Annotated in this window: 16 protein-coding genes; 14 read left to right on the plus strand and 2 right to left on the minus strand. The window is 61.2% G+C overall.

The window, feature by feature from the left end:
* Positions 1-44 precede the first annotated feature (44 nt).
* Positions 45-197, minus strand: coding sequence for a hypothetical protein (locus tag NKJ67_RS10970; protein ID WP_081714296.1), 153 nt, complete (start codon positions 195-197; stop codon positions 45-47).
* 298 nt (positions 198-495) lie between these two features.
* Between NKJ67_RS10970 and coaD the strand changes: the two genes are divergently transcribed.
* From coaD to tgt, 6 genes are read left to right on the plus strand one after another with little or no spacing between them, the layout of a single operon-like run.
* On the plus strand, positions 496-996 hold the full coding sequence (gene coaD, locus NKJ67_RS10975; protein ID WP_127272529.1) for a pantetheine-phosphate adenylyltransferase: 501 nt from the start codon (positions 496-498) through the stop codon (positions 994-996).
* Between the two features lie 16 nt (positions 997-1012).
* Positions 1013-1600: a peptidylprolyl isomerase gene (locus NKJ67_RS10980; RefSeq protein ID WP_127269468.1), complete on the plus strand. Its 588-nt coding sequence runs from the start codon at positions 1013-1015 to the stop codon at positions 1598-1600.
* 39 nt (positions 1601-1639) lie between these two features.
* On the plus strand, positions 1640-2152 hold the full coding sequence (locus NKJ67_RS10985; RefSeq protein ID WP_127269467.1) for a peptidylprolyl isomerase: 513 nt from the start codon (positions 1640-1642) through the stop codon (positions 2150-2152).
* Between the two features lie 12 nt (positions 2153-2164).
* Positions 2165-2614 carry a DMT family transporter gene (locus NKJ67_RS10990; RefSeq protein WP_127269466.1) on the plus strand — a complete coding sequence of 150 codons (450 nt, stop codon included), beginning with the start codon at positions 2165-2167 and terminating at the stop codon, positions 2612-2614.
* Positions 2614-3756, plus strand: coding sequence for a tRNA preQ1(34) S-adenosylmethionine ribosyltransferase-isomerase QueA (gene queA, locus NKJ67_RS10995; RefSeq protein WP_352581335.1), 1143 nt, complete (start codon positions 2614-2616; stop codon positions 3754-3756). The genes NKJ67_RS10990 and queA overlap by 1 nt, the downstream gene beginning before the upstream one ends.
* Positions 3749-4879 (plus strand): tRNA guanosine(34) transglycosylase Tgt, encoded by a 1131-nt coding sequence (tgt, locus tag NKJ67_RS11000; protein WP_292454904.1) that lies wholly within the window; start codon positions 3749-3751, stop codon positions 4877-4879. Before queA ends, tgt begins: the two co-directional genes overlap by 8 nt.
* 4 nt (positions 4880-4883) lie before the next feature.
* Here tgt and NKJ67_RS11005 read toward each other — a convergent pair whose 3' ends face one another.
* On the minus strand, positions 4884-5303 hold the full coding sequence (locus NKJ67_RS11005) for a DUF4864 domain-containing protein (RefSeq protein WP_352581336.1): 420 nt from the start codon (positions 5301-5303) through the stop codon (positions 4884-4886).
* A 264-nt stretch (positions 5304-5567) separates the two neighbouring features.
* Between NKJ67_RS11005 and NKJ67_RS11010 the strand changes: the two genes are divergently transcribed.
* The 8 genes from NKJ67_RS11010 (at position 5568) to glpD (ending at position 14172) form a co-directional block, all read left to right on the plus strand.
* On the plus strand, positions 5568-5804 hold the full coding sequence (locus NKJ67_RS11010; protein WP_010909609.1) for an Lrp/AsnC family transcriptional regulator: 237 nt from the start codon (positions 5568-5570) through the stop codon (positions 5802-5804).
* Positions 5805-5975: 171 nt separating this feature from the next.
* Positions 5976-7388, plus strand: coding sequence for a circularly permuted type 2 ATP-grasp protein (locus NKJ67_RS11015; protein WP_023812984.1), 1413 nt, complete (start codon positions 5976-5978; stop codon positions 7386-7388).
* Between the two features lie 88 nt (positions 7389-7476).
* Complete coding sequence (locus NKJ67_RS11020; RefSeq protein ID WP_023812983.1) at positions 7477-8418, plus strand: alpha-E domain-containing protein; 942 nt, start codon at positions 7477-7479, stop codon at positions 8416-8418.
* A gap of 85 nt (positions 8419-8503) precedes the next feature.
* On the plus strand, positions 8504-9298 hold the full coding sequence (locus NKJ67_RS11025; RefSeq protein ID WP_352442601.1) for a transglutaminase family protein: 795 nt from the start codon (positions 8504-8506) through the stop codon (positions 9296-9298).
* Positions 9299-9430: 132 nt separating this feature from the next.
* Positions 9431-10162 (plus strand): proteasome-type protease, encoded by a 732-nt coding sequence (locus NKJ67_RS11030; protein WP_023812981.1) that lies wholly within the window; start codon positions 9431-9433, stop codon positions 10160-10162.
* A gap of 101 nt (positions 10163-10263) precedes the next feature.
* Entirely contained in the window at positions 10264-11673 is a 1410-nt protein-coding gene (locus NKJ67_RS11035; protein ID WP_352581337.1) for a pyridoxal phosphate-dependent decarboxylase family protein, read from the plus strand.
* A 79-nt stretch (positions 11674-11752) separates the two neighbouring features.
* The gene (locus tag NKJ67_RS11040; RefSeq protein WP_352581338.1) at positions 11753-12520 is read left to right on the plus strand and encodes a DeoR/GlpR family DNA-binding transcription regulator; all 768 of its coding nucleotides are present in this window, start codon (positions 11753-11755) and stop codon (positions 12518-12520) included.
* Positions 12521-12645: 125 nt separating this feature from the next.
* Positions 12646-14172 carry a glycerol-3-phosphate dehydrogenase gene (glpD, locus tag NKJ67_RS11045; RefSeq protein ID WP_023812978.1) on the plus strand — a complete coding sequence of 509 codons (1527 nt, stop codon included), beginning with the start codon at positions 12646-12648 and terminating at the stop codon, positions 14170-14172.
* Positions 14173-14180 lie beyond the last annotated feature (8 nt).

Consider the following 14180-nt stretch of genomic DNA (forward strand, 5'->3'; position numbering starts at 1 on the left):
CAACGCCGGCCAGTTGGCCGGCGCGGCAGCAAGTTCAGGCTTTATCAGTAGTGGCGATATGGCTTGCGCGGGCCGAAGCCTTCGAAGCGCTTGGTGTTTGCCTTGACGCGGATGCGTTGCGCCTCCTGATGCAGCCCAAATACGGTGGCGATCAGCATGGCGACGGTCATTGCGGTGGCGAGCATGTAGATCAGCATGTGCGTGTTCTCCTGCGCCTAACAACGGATAGATGGGATTTTGGTTTCATCTTATTAAGGTGCAACCTAGTGAACGCTGCGTGAAGGCTTCGTGATCAGCGTGTTCATCTGTCGTTCATGTGCCGGAAAAGGTTCACGGCCGGCGCGCCGATCGGATTTGCCTTTGCGAGAGAGGCTCGCTAGAGCCTGTTCCATCTTGATGGACGGAAGACGGAACGGGCTCTAGCTTTCATTTGAGCATGATCTTTTCCAAAAACCGGTTTCCACTTTTTGGGATCATGCATTAGAAGCACCTGCCATGACTGAACGCATTGCCCTCTATGCCGGCTCCTTCGACCCGCTGACCAACGGCCATCTCGATGTGCTGAAGGCCTCGCTGGCCGTGGCGGATATCGTTTATGCGGCGATCGGCATCCATCCGGGCAAGCAACCGCTGTTTTCCTTCGAGGAGCGGGTGAAGCTGATCGAGACGGCGACGAAGACGGAATTCGGCAGCGACGGTGCCCGCATCAAGGTCGTCGCCTTCGACGGGCTGGTCATCGACGCCGCCAGGAAGCAGGGCGCCTCGATCATGATCCGCGGCCTGCGCGACGGCACCGACCTCGACTATGAGATGCAGATGGCCGGCATGAACGAGACCATGGCGCCTCAACTGCAGACGGTTTTTCTGCCCGCCAGTCCTTCGGTACGCACCATTACCGCCACACTTGTTCGCCAGATTGCCTCGATGGGCGGCGACATTCGCCCCTTCGTGCCGGCGGCGGTTGCCGGTGCGCTCACAGCCAAGTTCAAGAAGTAAGTTTTCGGAGAAAACCATGCAGCTGAAAAAGCTAGCCTCGTTCCTTGTCGTGCTCGCCGGTCTTGTGGCTGTGTCGGTCTCGGCTTTCGCCGCCGACCCGGAAAACACAATGATCATCACGCTGAAGGACGGCGACGTCACCATTGCGCTGAGGCCCGATCTTGCGCCAAAGCATGTCGAGCAGATCAAGAAGCTGGTGCGCCAAGGCGCCTATGACAACGTCGCCTTCCATCGCGTCATCGACGGCTTCATGGCGCAGACCGGCGACGTCAAGTTCGGCAATATGAAAAAGGGTTTCAGCGCAGAGGCCGCCGGCACCGGCGGTTCCGACCTGCCCGACCTGCCGGCCGAATTCTCACAGACCGAACATTATAAGCGCGGCGTGGTCGGCATGGCCCGCTCGCAGGACCCAAATTCGGCCAATTCGCAGTTCTTCATCATGTTCGCTCCGGCACCGCCCCTCGATGGCCAGTACACGATCGTCGGCAATGTCGTCAGCGGCATGGAACTGGTGGACCAAATCAAGAAGGGCGACCAGGCGGACAACGGCACGGTCACCGATCCCGACCGGATGATCAAGGTGCGCATCGCCGCCGACAAGTAAATTGTCGAATAACTCTGTTTTCTCAAAAGGATATCTGACATGGCCGAAATCAAGGATCGCGAGAACGCGCTCATCATGGAAACGACCAAGGGCAAGGTCGTCATCGAACTTTTCCCCGACCTGGCGCCCGGCCATGTCGCCCGCATCAAGGAACTGGCCAGGGAAGGCGCCTATGACGGCGTGGTCTTCCACCGCGTCATCGAGGGTTTCATGGCGCAGACCGGCGACGTCAAGTTCGGCAATTCGAGCAAGCCTTCCTTCGCGCCGTCCCGCGCGGGCATGGGCGGCTCTGAAAAGCCGGATTTGAAGGCTGAATTCTCCAACGCCAACCATGCTCGCGGCACCTGCTCGATGGCCCGCTCGCAGAACCCGAACTCGGCCAATTCGCAGTTCTTCATCTGCTTCGACGATGCCGCCTTCCTCAACCGCCAGTACACGGTCTGGGGCCAGGTCATCGAAGGCATGGACAATGTCGACAAGATCAAGCGCGGCGAGCCGGTGCAGGATCCCGACAAGATCGTGTCGCTGAAGGTCGCGGCCGACGTCAAGTAAGGGCAAACGACAATGATGGGCGTCGTCTGGTCGCTTCTCGGCATCCTGTCCGGCGCCTTCATTGCCATTCAGGCGCCGATCAATTCGCAGTTGGCGCGCGGCCTGGGCCTCCCGGTCGCGGCGGCTGCGTTTTCGTTCCTGTCGGGCGCGATCGTGCTCGGCATCATCTCCGTCACAGTGGTGAAGCTGCAAGGCATCTCGCTCGACTGGAAGGCGCCGGCGCCCTGGCTGTTCGTGGCCGGCGGCATGCTGGGCGGTTTCTATGTCACGCTGTCGACTATCCTGACGCCACGCATCGGTGCGGCCGCGCTGATGGCGTTTCTGGTCACCGGCCAGTTGCTGGCAGGCATGCTCATCGACCGCGTCGGCTTCCTCGGCGTCGCGGTGCGTGAAATCTCGCTCGGCCGCGTTGCCGGCGCGGTGCTGCTGCTGGCCGGAGCGCTGCTCGTCCGGCTCTACTGATGCGCGTCGATCTCTTTGACTTCGACTTGCCGGAGGAGCGCATCGCGCTCCGCCCGGCGCAGCCGCGTGACAGCGCCAAGATGCTTCTGGTCAAATCAGGCGAAGGGCTCGAGGACCGGACGGTCGGCGATCTGCCGTCCTTGCTCAGGGCCGGCGACGTGCTGGTGTTCAACGACACCAAGGTCATTCCAGCGCAGCTCAAAGGCATAAGGCGGCGGGGCGAAGCGACGGCGCAGGTCGAAGCCACGCTGCATATGCGCATGGCGCCGGACCGCTGGCTGGCCTTCATGCGGCCGGGCAAGCGCATTGCCGCCGGCGACCGCATCCATTTCGGCCATGACGGCAATTCCTGTTTGCTCGGTCAGCTCGACGCCACGGTGATCGAGAAAGGCGAGGGCGGCGAAGCGCTGCTTGGCTTCGATCTGTCGGGGCCGTTCCTCGACGAGGCGCTGCACGCGGTCGGCCACATTCCGCTGCCGCCCTACATCGCCTCGAAACGCGACGACGACGAACGCGACCGGGCCGACTACCAGACCATCTATGCAAGCGAGGAAGGCGCCGTCGCGGCACCAACCGCGGGCCTGCATTTCACGCCGGAGCTTTTTGCAGCGCTTGACAGCAAGGGCATCGAACGCCGCTTCGTCACCTTGCATGTCGGCGCCGGTACGTTCCTGCCGGTGAAGGCGGACGACACCGCCGACCACAAGATGCATGCCGAGACCGGTTCGGTCAGCGAAGCCACTGCGGACGTCCTGAATGCCGCAAGAGCAAGGGGCGGGCGCATCGTTGCCGTCGGCACGACCTCGCTGCGTCTGCTGGAGAGTGCGGCGCGTGAGGACGGTACTCTGGCTGCGTGGTCCGGTCCGACCGATATCTTCATCACGCCCGGCTACCGTTTTCGCACCGCCGACGTGCTGATGACCAATTTCCATCTGCCGCGTTCGACTCTGTTCATGCTGGTTTCGGCCTTCAGCGGCCTCGACACGATGCGCGCGGCCTATGCGCATGCCATCGAGAGCCGTTACAGATTCTATTCCTATGGCGACGCAAGCCTGCTTTTCCGAGCGGAGACAAGCGACCGCCAGTCGCTCGACAATCAGGCGCCGGACGCCCCGGTCCACGACAAGGAATTCAATGGCTAAGCCGTTCAGCTTCAAGGTTCTGGCAACCGACGGCAAGGCGCGACGCGGCGTGATCGACATGCCGCGCGGCGAAATCCGCACGCCGGCCTTCATGCCGGTCGGCACCGGCGGCACCGTCAAGGCCATGTATATGGACCAGGTGCGCGGTGTCGGCGCCGACATCATCCTGGGCAACACCTATCATCTGATGCTGCGGCCCGGCGCCGAGCGTGTGGCGCGGCTCGGTGGCCTGCACGAGTTCGCCCGCTGGCCGCATCCGATTCTGACCGACAGCGGCGGTTTCCAGGTGATGTCGCTGTCGAAGCTGAGAAAGCTGACCGAAAAGGGCGTCACCTTCCGCTCGCATATCGATGGCGCCGCCTACGAGATGTCGCCGGAGCGTTCGATAGAGATCCAGGGATTGCTCGATTCCGATATCCAGATGCAGCTCGACGAATGCACGGCGCTGCCGGCCGAGATGAAGGAAATCGAGCGCGCCATGGAGCTGTCGCTGCGTTGGGCCGAGCGCTGCAAGACGGCGTTCGGCGATCAGCCGGGCAAGGCGATGTTCGGCATCGTGCAAGGCGGCGACAACGCGGCGCTGCGGGAGCGCTCGGCGCAGGCGCTGAGCGCGATGGAGCTGAAGGGCTATGCGGTCGGCGGCCTGGCCGTCGGCGAACCGCAAGCGGTGATGCTCGAGATGCTCGACATCACCTGCCCGGAACTGCCAGCGGACAAGCCGCGCTATCTGATGGGTGTCGGCACGCCCGACGATATCCTGAAATCGGTGGCGCGCGGCATCGACATGTTCGACTGCGTGATGCCGACACGGGCCGGCCGCCACGGCCTTGCCTATACAAGGCGCGGCAAGGTCAATCTGCGCAACGCCCGCCATGCCGACGATCCACGGCCGCTCGACGAGGAAAGCGACTGCCCGGCCGCCCGGGACTACTCACGCGCCTATCTGCATCATCTGGTGCGCTCTCAAGAAGCGCTCGGCGCAATGCTTTTGACGTGGAACAACCTGTCCTACTACCAGAAACTGATGCAGGACATCCGCGCTGCGATCGAGGCCGGCACCTTCGAGGCACGCGGCGCGGAAATCACCGAGGGCTGGGCGAGGGGCGATATCCCGTTGCTGTGAAGCTTCAGGTGCTGAGCGAATTCGAAGCGCGCAGGCTGCAGCCGGTGATCTGGAACGTGCCGTCGGGCTGTTGCTGCAGCGTGTAGACCGCCTCGTAGTCCTTGCCATCGGGGCCGACGATCAGCACCTGCTGGACGATCGAACCAGGAGCGGTCTCCTCGACCTTGCCGAAGGAATAGGTCCGCGGCTTGCGCACCGGCGGGTAGCCGTTGGTCACCATGTTCATGAAAGCGTCGACGGTCGGGAAGATCCGCTTCACATTCGGGGCGGCGAAGCTGTAGGCGGTGGCGCCGTCATTGGCGATGAGGGCCTTCAACTGGCCATCGATGACAGACTGGCCTGCCTTGATCTCGGCATCACCGGCCAATGCCGACGACACAAAGAGGAATGGAACGACTGCGATTGCGAAAAAGGCGCGGCGCATGGCCTGTCTCCGTTATCCCGCGAAATATCTTCCCTCGAAATGGCGCTGTCCGAAGGCGCATCATAACATACGCTCGGCAGCGCATCGCGGTTTCAGCGATCGCGAATAATCGCTGGCGATCGGCGGGAGGTGCATGCCGGTGGCGGAGCTGCGGAAGGTCGGGGCCCAGGCCTGGGCCGGCTGAGTACGGATTCCAGCGCTTGAAAGCCCGCCTCCAGTCTGCCAGAAGGGCCGCTGGACTTGGACGTTTAGCGGGACGAAGCCATGAAGGCGTTTTTCGTGCAGATCAAATGCGAGCTCGGCAAATCCTATGAGGTTGCCAGCGCGCTTGCCGATGCCGAGATCGCCTCGGAAATCTACTCCACCGCCGGCAATTACGATCTGCTCGCCAAATTCTACGTCGACGACGAGGAAGACGTCGGCCATTTCGTCAATGAGAAGGTGCAGATTCTCCCCGGCATCAAGGACACGTTCACCGTCGTCACGTTTCGCGCTTTCTAGCCTGGAAACGCATTTGCCCGGGCACGAGGCAAAGGCTGATCAAGGTCATATTTCACCTGCCTCAATTTTAGGCAGGCGCAACATACTGATCGCCCGTATCTCCCAAATCACCGATTGCGCTTGATTTTCTCCGGCGACGTCAGTGAAATGGCGTCACAGGGGAGTATGCGATTGGCAGCGTTCGATGAAATGCTTCCGGAAGTCTCCGGATTGAGAAGACCGTATTCGGCTTATGATCGCTGGCTGAAGGAGCAGGATCCAGCCAGGCTGACCGAGAAGATGCAGGACGCCGAACGCGTCTTCCGCAAGACCGGCATCACCTTCGCCGTTTATGGCGAGCAGGAAGCTTCCGAGCGGCTGATCCCGTTCGACATCGTTCCCCGCATCATTTCAGGCAATGAATGGCGCCGCCTCACGCAAGGCATCGAGCAACGCGTGCAGGCGCTGAACGCCTTCCTCGACGACATCTACCATCGCCAGGAAATCCTGCGGGCAGGGCGCGTTCCCAGGGAATTGATCGCCAGGAACGAGGCGTTCCTGCCGGAAATGATAGGGGTCAGGCCGCCGGCCGGCGTCTACACCCATATCATCGGCGTCGACATCGTCCGCATCTCGGAGGACGAATTCTACGTGCTGGAGGACAATGCGCGCACGCCGTCGGGCGTCTCCTACATGCTGGAGAACCGCGAAACGATGATGCAGCTGTTCCCCGAGCTGTTCCAGAAGATCAAGGTGCGGCCGGTGGAAAACTACCCGCAGCTTCTGCGCCAGTCGCTGGCGGCGGTGCGGCCGCAAAGTACCAAGGGCGCGCCGACCATCGCGGTGCTGACGCCCGGCAGCTTCAATTCCGCCTATTTCGAACACGCCTTCCTCGCCGACCAGATGGGTGTGCAATTGGTCGAAGGCCAGGACCTGCGCGTGGTCGACGGCCATGTCGCCATGCGCACGACCGAAGGCTACAAGCAGATCGATGTGCTCTACCGCCGCGTCGATGATTCCTTCCTCGACCCGCTGACCTTCCGGCCGGACTCCGCACTTGGCATACCCGGCATCATGGATGTCTATCGGGCCGGCAACATCACCATCGCCAATGCGCCGGGCACCGGCATCGCCGACGACAAGGCGATCTATTCCTACATGCCCGAGATCATCGAATTCTACACCGGCCGCAAGGCGATCCTGGGCAACATCCCAACCTGGCGCTGCTCGGAGCCCGACAGCCTGAAATACGTGCTCGAGCACATCGACGAACTGGTGATCAAGGAAGTCCATGGTTCCGGCGGCTACGGCATGCTGGTCGGGCCGGCTGCGACCAAGAAGGAATGCGAGACCTTTGCCAAGAAACTCCAGGCAAAACCTTCGAATTACATCGCCCAGCCGACGCTGGCGCTGTCGACATGCCCGATCCTGACGGAAAAGGGGCTGGCGCCGCGCCATGTCGATCTCAGGCCTTATGTGCTGGTCTCCGATCGCATCCAGATCGTGCCGGGCGGCCTCACGCGTGTCGCGCTGAAGGAAGGCTCGCTGGTCGTGAATTCCTCGCAAGGCGGCGGGACGAAAGATACTTGGGTGCTGGATGATTGAGACGAGCAGGGGGACGCAGCAATCATGAGACGCATTCCCTATTCGCTACTCGCTACTCGCTACTCGCTCAAAATCGGGGCACGTTGATATGCTTCTCGGCCGCACCGCCAACGGGCTTTACTGGATGAATCGCTATATCGAGCGGGCGGAGAACATGGCGCGCTTGGTCGATGCCGGTTTGCGCATGGCGCTGACCCGCACGCAGAGCGCCTCGGAAGAGTGGAGTTCGGTGCTGCTCAGCGCCGGTTCCGACGTCACCTTCAGCCAGAAATATTCTGACTATACCGCCGCCAATGTCGCCGACTTCCTGTTGCGCGACACGTCGAACCCGTCGAGCACGATGGCGTCGATCGAGACGGCCCGCAACAATGCCCGCATGGTGCGTACCGCGCTGACGCGCGAAACCTGGGAAAGCATCAACGAAGCCTGGATGTCGCTGAAGCGGATGCTGGCCAGGCCGATCGACGAGCGCGACCTACCCAGCGTGCTCGACGCCATCAAGCGCGAGACGGCGCTGATCCGCGGCTCATTCTACGGCACCATGCTGCGCAACGAGATCTTCGACTTCTCGCAGCTCGGCACTTATGTCGAGCGCGCGGACAACACGGCGCGCATCCTCGACGTGAAATATTATGTGCTGCTGCCGTCGATCTCCTGGGTCGGCTCGACGCTCGACAATTATCAGTGGGAATCGATCCTGCGTTCGGTCTCGGCGCATCGCTCCTATCGCTGGGTCTACGACGCCGATTACAAGCCGACCAACATTGCCGATTATCTGATCCTCAATGTCCGGATGCCGCGCTCGCTGATGTTCTGCTATCGCTTCCTGTCGGAGCATCTGAAATTCCTCGGTGACGATTACGGCGAGCGCCATGCCTGCCACGCAACGGCCGAGAAGACGCAGACAATGCTGAGAGCCGGGTCGATCAAGGGCATATTCGACGCCGGCCTGCATGAGTTCCTGGCCAATTTCATTCGCGACAACACCAAGCTGGGCGAAGAGATCGCACAAGATTATCGGTTCAATTGAGCATGGTCCCGAAAGGTGGAGCCGGTTTTCTCAGACAAATGGAAACCGTTTGTCCGGAGATCGTGCTCACAAACGGAATAGAAGCATGCGGCTGAAGATCACCCACCGGACCGAGTACCGTTACGATACGCCGGTGCACTATCTGTTGCAGCGGCTGCGGCTGCTTCCGGTCAGCGGATCGACGCAGACCATTCTGTCCTGGGCTCTGGCGATCGAAGGCGCGCGCGAAGAGGTCCGCTTCGTCGACCATTTCGGCAACGACACAAGGCTGTTGAGCGTCGAGGGCGAGCGCGACTTCATCACTGTGGAAGCATCAGGCGAAGTGGTGACGCGCGACACCGCGGGTGTCTCGGGACCACACCAGGGCTTTACGCCGCTCTGGCTGTACAGCCATGAGACACCATTGACGACGATCGGCAGCGGTGTTCGCGATCTCGCCGCGTCGGTCGGCAAGGGCAGCGACATTGAAAGGCTGCACCGGCTGATGGCCATCATCGGCGAACGCGTCGCCTACACGCCCGGCACCACCAACGCGACGACGCCGGCGGAGGAAGCCTTGGCGCTCAAGACCGGGGTCTGCCAGGATCATACCCATATCTTTGCCGCCGCCGCCCGCGCCATGGGCTTTCCAGCTCGCTATGTCAGCGGCTATCTGATGCTGGATGCCACGGTCGAGCAGGCGGCCAGCCATGCCTGGGCCGAAGCGCATGTCTCGGGTCTCGGCTGGGTTGCCTTTGATGCCGCCAATGGCATTTCACCCGACGAGCGTTATGTAAAGGTGGCAACGGGCCGCGATTACCGCGACGCCACGCCGGTGTCGGGAATTCGGCTGGGACAGGCGGAAGAACGGCTTGCCGTCACCGTCACGGTGGAGCAGTAATCCTCCGCACGATTGCTGCCGAGCGATTCATCGTTTCAAGGAACGCCGAACCGCTCTATCCCCTTGTTTTAACGCAATTCCGCACGGAAAACCGCTTCACACTTTTCCTGGAATTGCTCTAGAAGAGATTCCATGACCTATTGCGTTGGCCTGAAGATCGACCGCGGGCTCGTGTTCATGTCGGACACGCGCACCAATGCAGGCATGGATTCCATCTCCACCTTTCGCAAGATGCATGTCTGGGAAGAGCCGGGCGAGCGTGTCATCGTTTTGATGTCGGCGGGCAATCTGGCGACGACGCAGGCCGTGGTCAGCCTGCTCGACGAGCGCACCAAGGCGATCTCCGAAAGGCATTCTACGGTGCTCGAAACGCCGTCGATGTACCAAACGGTCCGCATTGTTGGCGACACGGTCAAGGAGGTCATCGCCAATTCGTCACCCGCTGGCGAAAAGGCGGATTCCTATTTCAATGCGTCCTTCATCCTCGGCGGTCAGATCAAGGGCAGCGAGCCGCGCCTGTTCATGATCTATCCCGAAGGCAATTTCATCGAATCGACCGATGACACGCCGTTTTTCCAGATCGGCGAGACCAAATACGGCAAGCCGATCATCATCCGCGCCTACGAAAGGACGATGAGCCTGGCCGAGACGGTGAAGCTGCTTTTGGTGTCGTTCGATTCGACGTTGAAGTCGAACCTGTCCGTCGGCTTGCCGCTCGACCTGCTCTTCCTGGAGAAGGACGCCTTCAAGGTCGGATTGAAGAAGCGGATCGGCCAGGATGACCAGTACTACCGCACGATCTCCGACGGCTGGTCGAATGCGCTGAAGACGGCCTTTGCCAGCCTGCCGGATTTCCCCGGCTGAGGCGTGCGGCATCCGTTGCTGGTTGCATATATTTCACGCGTTAATTAATAAAGAGACCAGCCGCGATGGATGGTAGCGATGGATCATGTCGGGAGGACAGGATGAACAACGATGATTTCCGGCAATGGTCGCGGCGCGCCGCCGACTGGGGCGCCGACTACCGCAATACGCTGCGCGAGCGGCCGGTGCGGCCGCTGGTCGAGCCTGGCGACATTTTCCGAGGCATAGAGGCGTCGCCGCCCGAAGACGCCGAACCGATGGACCGGATCTTCGCCGACTTCGAAGAGAAGATTCTGCCTGGAATGACACATTGGCAGCATCCGCGTTTCTTCGCCTATTTCCCGGCCAATGCGGCGCCGGTCTCGGTGGTGGCGGAATATCTGGTTTCGGCGATGGCCGCGCAATGCATGCTCTGGCAAACGTCGCCGGCGGCGACCGAACTCGAAACGCGCACCGTCGACTGGATGCGCCAGGCGCTCGGCCTGCCCGAAGGGTTTTCCGGGGTGATCCAGGATTCAGCCTCGTCGGCGACACTGGCCGCGGTGCTGACCATGCGCGAGCGGGCGCTCGATTGGCAAGGCAACAAACAAGGCCTGGCAGGGCAGGCGCGGCTGCGCATCTATTCCTCCGATCAGGTGCACACGTCGATCGACCGGGCGATCTGGGTGTCCGGCATCGGCGAGGACAATCTCGTGCGCATTCCGGTCGGCGGCCGCTTTCGCGCCATGGACACGGCAGCACTCGAGGCGGCAATCGCCGCCGACCTGGAAGCCGGCATGCAGCCGGCCGGCATCATCGCTTGCGTAGGCGGCACCAGCACCGGCGGCACCGACGACATTGCAGCGGTTGTCGAGGTCGCACGGCGGCATGGGCTTTATCTTCACGTCGACGCCGCATGGGCGGGATCGGCGATGATCTGTCCGGAGTATCGGCATTTCTGGACAGGCGTCGAAGGCGCCGATTCGATCGTCTTCAATCCGCACAAATGGCTGGGCGCGCAGTTCGACTGCTCGATCCAGTTCCTGCGCGATCCCGAGAGCCATGTCAGGACGCTGGCCATCAAGCCGGATTATCTGAAGACGCACGGTCATGACGGCATCATCAACTATTCCGAATGGTCGGTGCCGCTTGGCCGGCGCTTCCGCGCGCTGAAATTGTGGTTCCTGCTGCGCGCCCATGGCCTGGAAAATCTGCGCACGATGATCCGCAATCATGTCGGGTGGAGCGAAGGGTTGGCGGCGCGGCTGGCAAGGGAGCCGGATTTCGAGATCGTCAGCGAACCGATGCTGTCGTTGTTCTCGTTCCGACACAAGACCGCAACCGATGCGGACGAGCACAATCTGCGCCTGGTCAATGCGATCAATGACGATGGCCGTATTTACCTGACGCAGACGAGGGTCGACGACAGGATCGCAATCCGGTTCCAGGTCGGACAGTTCGAGGCGACCGCCGCCGATGTCGATGCGGCTTTTGTCGTCATTACTGAAGTAGCACGTGGCCTGGATCGCTGATTTCGTTAGCCGGCTTATGCCTTTCCATCGATTTCGTTTTCGACTATAAACAAGAAAAACGAAAACGGGAGGTTGCCCCATGTATCTGTCGCCACGCCATGCCGAGATTATCCAGATGGCCAAGGATCATGGCCGCGTGCTGGTAGATGATCTGGCCACCCACTTCAATGTGACGCCGCAGACCATACGCAAGGATCTCAACGATTTGTGCGACCAGCGGCTGCTCTCGCGCATCCATGGCGGCGCGCTGTATCCCTCCGGCATCGAGAACATGGAGTATGAGGCGAGACGCAAGATCGCCGCCGACGAAAAGGAGGCGATCGGCCGTGCGGCCGCCAGGTTGATTCCCGACAATGCCTCGCTGTTCATCAACATCGGCACCACGACAGAGTCGGTCAGCAAGGCGTTGCTCGATCACAACGGTCTCATGGTCATCACCAATAACATCAATGTTGCCAATAGGTTGCGGATATATCCCTCGATCGAGGTGGTGATCGCCGGCGGGGTTGTGCGCGGTTCCGATGGCGGTGTGGTCGGCGAGGCGGCGGTCGACTTCATCAGGCAGTTCAAGGTCGACTACGCGGTGATCGGTGCATCCGCCATCGACCATGACGGCGCCTTGCTCGATTTCGATTTTCGCGAGGTCAAGGTGGCGCAGGCGATCATCGCCAATGCAAGGCATGTCATCCTGGTTTCCGACCAGACCAAATTCGAGCGAACCGCACCGGTGCGCATCGGCCATCTGTCGCAGGTCAACACCTTCATCACCGATCGTTGCGACATCCCGTCAGTGCGCAAGATCTGCCAGGAGGCCGAGGTTCAGCTGATCGAGACGTCGCTCGCCTAGGCGGTTTTCACCCGATATCACGCGCTCGTGATATTTCGTTTGACATTCGTTATCATTTCGAAATAATTCCGACACGGTTTCGTAAATGCCCAAAAATGGTGCAATGCGAAATCGTTGGAGGAATTGTGGACGCATCTCCGATCCGTGACATTTTCGTCATAGGTGGCGGCATCAATGGCTGCGGCATTGCCCGTGATGCCGTCGGTCGTGGCTTTTCCGTGTTTCTCGCCGAGATGAACGACCTCGCCAGCGGAACCTCCTCGGGTTCGACCAAATTGATCCATGGCGGCCTGCGCTACCTCGAATTCTACGAATTCCGCCTGGTGCGCGAGGCGCTGATGGAGCGCGAGGTTTTGTGGAAGAACGCGCCGCACATCATCTGGCCAATGCGCTTCGTGCTGCCCTATGCCAAGGGCCTGCGCCCGGCCTGGCTGATCAGGCTCGGTCTCTTCCTCTACGACCACATTGGCGGGCGCAAATTGCTGCCCGCGACCCGGACGCTGGACATGGCCAGGGATCCGGCCGGTAAGCCTTTGAAGCCGCTGTTCAAGAAGGCCTTCGAATATTCTGATGGCTGGGTCAATGACGCGCGGCTGGTGGCGCTGAACGCACGTGATGCCGCCGACCGCGGCGCCACGGTTCGCACCCGCACGAAAGTGACCGGCGCGCGCCGCGAAAACGGCCTGTGGGCAATCCAGATCGAGGATCTGCAGACCGGCGAGACCGAGGAGATCAAGGCGCGACTGCTGGTCAATGCCGCCGGCCCCTGGGTCGATCATGTGCTGTCCGGCGTCGTCGGGCTCAACGATGTGCACAATGTTCGTCTCGTGCAGGGCAGCCACATTGTCATCGCCAGGAAGTTCGACGATCCACGCGCGTATTTCTTCCAGAACAAGGATGGCCGCATCATCTTCGCCATTCCCTATGAGGAAGAGTTCACCCTGATCGGCACCACCGACCAGGATTATCCCGGCGATCCGCATGACGTGAAGATCAGCGACACCGAGATCGATTATCTCTGCGCCGCGGCAAGCGAATATTTCGCCCAACCCGTCAAGCGCTCGGACATCGTTTGGACCTATTCGGCCGTCCGTCCGCTCTATGATGACGGCGCCTCCAAGGCGCAGGAAGCGACGCGCGACTATGTGCTCAAGGCCGATGGCGGCGAGGGCGCCGCCCCGATCGTCAACGCCTTCGGCGGCAAGATCACCACCTATCGCCGGCTGTCGGAATCGATGCTGGAAAAGATCGAGGGTTTTCTCGGCAAGCGCGGCAAGCCGTGGACGGCAAACGCGCCACTGCCGGGCGGCGATTTCCCGGCCACCGGTTTCGATGCCGAAGTGGCGAAATTGAAAACCGCTTATCCATTCCTCGACGCGCGCCTGGCTCGCCGGTTGACCCGGCTCTATGGAACCCGCGCGAGGATGCTGTTGGGGCTGGCCAAATCGAACGTCGATCTCGGCCGCAACTTCGGCGCCGATCTCTATGAGGCCGAGGTGCGCTATCTCGTTCAAAACGAATGGGCCGTCACATCAGAAGATGTATTGTGGCGCCGGACCAAGCGCGGTCTGCATCTCAGCCGCGAGCAGGTGGCGGCGCTCGATGAATTCATGCGCGGCATAAGCCGGCGCCATGTCGCGGCTGCCGAATGAAGAGGGGT

It is taken from the genome of Mesorhizobium sp. M0088 (assembly GCF_040322895.1).
GTDB lineage: Bacteria > Pseudomonadota > Alphaproteobacteria > Rhizobiales > Rhizobiaceae > Mesorhizobium.

Bases quoted from the DNA above. Each gene is read 5' to 3' on its own strand.
- NKJ67_RS10970 (WP_081714296.1), bottom strand. From the start codon at position 197: ATGCTGATCTACATGCTCGCCACCGCAATGACCGTCGCCATGCTGATC.
- coaD (WP_127272529.1), top strand. From the start codon at position 496: ATGACTGAACGCATTGCCCTCTATGCCGGCTCCTTCGACCCGCTGACC.
- NKJ67_RS10980 (WP_127269468.1), top strand. From the start codon at position 1,013: ATGCAGCTGAAAAAGCTAGCCTCGTTCCTTGTCGTGCTCGCCGGTCTT.
- NKJ67_RS10985 (WP_127269467.1), top strand. From the start codon at position 1,640: ATGGCCGAAATCAAGGATCGCGAGAACGCGCTCATCATGGAAACGACC.
- NKJ67_RS10990 (WP_127269466.1), top strand. From the start codon at position 2,165: ATGATGGGCGTCGTCTGGTCGCTTCTCGGCATCCTGTCCGGCGCCTTC.
- queA (WP_352581335.1), top strand. From the start codon at position 2,614: ATGCGCGTCGATCTCTTTGACTTCGACTTGCCGGAGGAGCGCATCGCG.
- tgt (WP_292454904.1), top strand. From the start codon at position 3,749: ATGGCTAAGCCGTTCAGCTTCAAGGTTCTGGCAACCGACGGCAAGGCG.
- NKJ67_RS11005 (WP_352581336.1), bottom strand. From the start codon at position 5,303: ATGCGCCGCGCCTTTTTCGCAATCGCAGTCGTTCCATTCCTCTTTGTG.
- NKJ67_RS11010 (WP_010909609.1), top strand. From the start codon at position 5,568: ATGAAGGCGTTTTTCGTGCAGATCAAATGCGAGCTCGGCAAATCCTAT.
- NKJ67_RS11020 (WP_023812983.1), top strand. From the start codon at position 7,477: ATGCTTCTCGGCCGCACCGCCAACGGGCTTTACTGGATGAATCGCTAT.
- NKJ67_RS11025 (WP_352442601.1), top strand. From the start codon at position 8,504: ATGCGGCTGAAGATCACCCACCGGACCGAGTACCGTTACGATACGCCG.
- NKJ67_RS11030 (WP_023812981.1), top strand. From the start codon at position 9,431: ATGACCTATTGCGTTGGCCTGAAGATCGACCGCGGGCTCGTGTTCATG.
- NKJ67_RS11035 (WP_352581337.1), top strand. From the start codon at position 10,264: ATGAACAACGATGATTTCCGGCAATGGTCGCGGCGCGCCGCCGACTGG.
- NKJ67_RS11040 (WP_352581338.1), top strand. From the start codon at position 11,753: ATGTATCTGTCGCCACGCCATGCCGAGATTATCCAGATGGCCAAGGAT.